Source organism: Novosphingobium sp. CF614 (assembly GCF_900113255.1).
GTDB lineage: Bacteria > Pseudomonadota > Alphaproteobacteria > Sphingomonadales > Sphingomonadaceae > Novosphingobium.
Genome location: NZ_FOOR01000050.1, coordinates 1 through 3,190 on the forward strand (window position 1 = coordinate 1; position 3,190 = coordinate 3,190).

The window sequence follows — 3,190 nt, forward strand, 5'->3', positions numbered from 1 at the left end:
TCGGTGGGCGGGCAGATCGTCATCGAGACCGGCAACTTGACGATCCGCGTGCCCGACGACGTGAGCGCCGATCATATCGAGCGGGTGCTGCTGGCGGTGCAGGTGAGCGCGTGATCATCCCGCCTGGACCGCTCAAAGTGCTGGTCGCGACGCAGCCCGTCGACTTCAGGAAGGGAATGGTGGGCCTCGCCTCGCTGGTCGAGCGCGAACTCAGACTCGATCCCTTCTCTGGCATGCTGTTTATCTTCCGGGCGCGCAGGGCGGACCGGATAAAGCTCCTGGTCTGGGACGGCACCGGGCTGGTGCTGGTGACGAAGCGCCTGCACGATGGCAAGTTCCGGTGGCCGCGTCCGGGAGACGGTGTAATGAAGCTGTCGGCGGCGCAAGCCTCAGCGCTGATCGAAGGCATACAGGAATATCCCCTCCAGTAAGGCGGAAGATTCCTTACCCGACGTGGTGGCGGTACGCGATCCGAGCCACCCGCTCTTCGGGAAGAGTTTTCGAGTGGTCCGAGTTTCGACACACCGTGGCGGCAATTTCGCACCGTCATATGAAGTCGAACATTGCGCTGGGATAAGTCTTCTGATTCCAATCGCATCAACTGAAGAGCCTGGTCCCTCAGAGCGCCTGACGAAGTTGAGTGTCGAGGGTCTCGAGGAACTGATTTCAGTGGTTGGGCAGCTGGAAGATGAGCGTCGATCCAAAGGATGTTTGGACGACGCTGCCGCGCAGCTTGCAGCGGCAGGTCGTCGACGAAATCGCCGCAGTATTGGCGGAGATGTGTCATGAAGTCCGAACTGGTCAAAGCGACGCACTTGGAGCGCAAGGCGGTAGTTTACGTCCGTCAATCGTCTCCAGTCAGATGGTCAGCCATCAGGAGAGCCTGCGGTTGCAATACGCGCTCCGGCAGCGAGCCAGGGAACTCGGATGGCACGAGGCTGATATCGATATTATCGACACTGATCTCGGTTTTAGCGCGGCTTCCGCCAGTCATCGTGACGGCTTTAAGGACCTGGTGGCACGCGTCGGACTGAGCGAAGTTGGAATGATCCTCTCGATCGACGCTACCCGGCTCGCGCGCAACTGCTCGGACTGGTACCCACTGCTCGATATTTGTCGCCTGCGAGGGTGCTTGATCGCGGATCGCGACGGCGTCTACGACCCTGCCAGCCCGAACGGTCGTCTCTTGCTCGGGCTCAAGGGAACGATCTCCGAGCTTGAGTTGCACACCATTCGAAGCCGCTTGACTGCCGGCCTGCTGGCAAAGGCCGAGCGCGGCGAGCTGGCGTTGACGTTGCCCGTCGGGCTCAGCCGCGATCCCTCTGGCGTGGTGGTCAAGGACCCGAATATCGAGGTTCAGGAGCGGCTCGATCTGCTGTTCGAGAGCTTCCTGAGGCTGAGGGCGGCAGCGAAGGTCATGCGGATGCTCAATAGCCGCGGACTCGACCTGCCTCGCCGCGACCGGCATGGAGATCTTCGATGGACGCATGCCCCGGCGTCCGCCGTGACGGCGATCCTGAAGAACCCTGCTTATGCTGGTGCGTTCGTGTTCGGAAGGAGCAAAACTGGCGAGAGGCGAACACCTACGGGTCATTCCATAAAGAAGCCGAGGCCGATGGAGGAATGGCGGATTGTCGTGAAAGATCGGTACCCCGCCTACATTGACTGGCCGACCTATCAGAAGATCCGTGCTATCCTGACGGACAATCGGGCCGAATATATGCGCATCAAGAGCAGAGGCGTTCCCCGCGACGGCGTGTTGCTGCTGCATGGCATCGCCTATTGCGGCCGCTGCGGCCACAAGATGTTCGTGCGCTATAAGGGTGGTGGCCGATATGTCTGCAACCATCTTCGCACGCAAACCGGTGCTCCGACCTGCCAGGAGGTCCGCGCCCGCAGTGTCGATGCCGCTGTCGCGGCGGCGTTCCTGATCGCGCTGGCGCCTGCCGAACTTGACGCGCTGTCCCGGGCCCGCCGGACACAGCAGCTGAGTGACAAGGCGACGCGAGGTGCCATTGAACGTCAGCTCGAACGCAAGCGTTATCTCGCTTCGCTCGCCGAGCGCCAGTTCCAGCGCGTCGATCCCGACAACAGACTTGTCGCCGGCGAACTCGAACGACGGTGGGAAGCGGCCTTGGTCGAACTCAAACACGCCGAAGAAGAGGCGGCACGCGAACGTCCTACCGCCCCGATCACGAACCTGACGCTGGGCAAGGCTCTCACCGAAAAGGTCGTCTCGCTCCATGGGCGGCTCCCGGAGATATGGGCGGATACCGGGACCACCGACGCCAATCGCAAAGCCTTGCTGAGGTGTCTGGTCGACAAGGTGGTGCTCGACCGCACCGAACCCGGCACCGCTCATGTGCGTATCGTCTGGCGCGGCGGAGCAACGTCCGAAATGGCTATCGCCGTGCCTGTTGCGACGATCGCAGCGCTTGCCCGCGGGGAGGAGATGCGCCTCCGCATCCTTGAAATGGCCCGTGCGCAGATCCCTGACGACGAGATCGCCGATACACTCACGCGCGAGGGATATCGTTCGCCCACCCGCCCGGATCGGGTGCTTTCCATCACCGTGAGCTGCATCAGACGACGCGCCGGCATCAGGGTCACTACACCTCGGTCCCGCTGGCGGCATGGCGAAGGTAAGCTCAAGGTCGGCGAAATGGCCGCGACAATGGGAATCCCCGAAAAATGGCTGCGCGTCCAGATCAGGCAGCGCCGAATCCTGCTCGACGAACCCGGCACGGGTGCGTTCCTCTTCGACGACACACCAGCCACTCGCGAGGCCGTCGCCAAACTCCGCAACCATCATGTCGATCGCATCGACCTTAGGTCCAATTAGCTTCAATTGAGGGGCACCAACATGCATAGTCGATCGAAGGGTTGGACTGGTCGCGCGTGCACGTTCCGCGCGTGCCCAAACCGCTCCATGCACAGTAGGCCGCATGCCTGATTCTGCTTGGCGCAAGGCCGTTCCTGACAGAGCAAAATCCGCTAGGATGCGGGCGTGGCGGCGCATCCAGAACTCCCCGCAGCGACCGGCGCAGAGGCCGGATACGATGAGCTTCCCGACGACGTCGAGCAGCTCAAGGCGATGCTGCTGGCCGAGCGCGCCCGCGCGGCGCGGCTCGAGCATATTCTCAAGCTGATCAACCGCACGAGCTTCGGCAAGCGTTCGGAGAAGCTTCCC

General features: G+C 62.2%; 3 protein-coding genes. All 3 read left to right on the forward strand.

Annotated elements, in window-relative coordinates:
• Positions 1-110: 110 nt before the first annotated feature.
• Entirely contained in the window at positions 111-431 is a 321-nt protein-coding gene (tnpB, locus tag BM052_RS19145) for an IS66 family insertion sequence element accessory protein TnpB (protein ID WP_091149461.1), read from the forward strand.
• A 257-nt stretch (positions 432-688) separates the two neighbouring features.
• Complete coding sequence (locus BM052_RS19150) at positions 689-2,842, forward strand: recombinase family protein (RefSeq protein ID WP_218151590.1); 2,154 nt, start codon at positions 689-691, stop codon at positions 2,840-2,842.
• Positions 2,843-3,007: 165 nt separating this feature from the next.
• Positions 3,008-3,190 (forward strand): hypothetical protein (locus tag BM052_RS19155; RefSeq protein ID WP_143084922.1); only part of this gene is annotated, 183 nt, incomplete at its 3' end.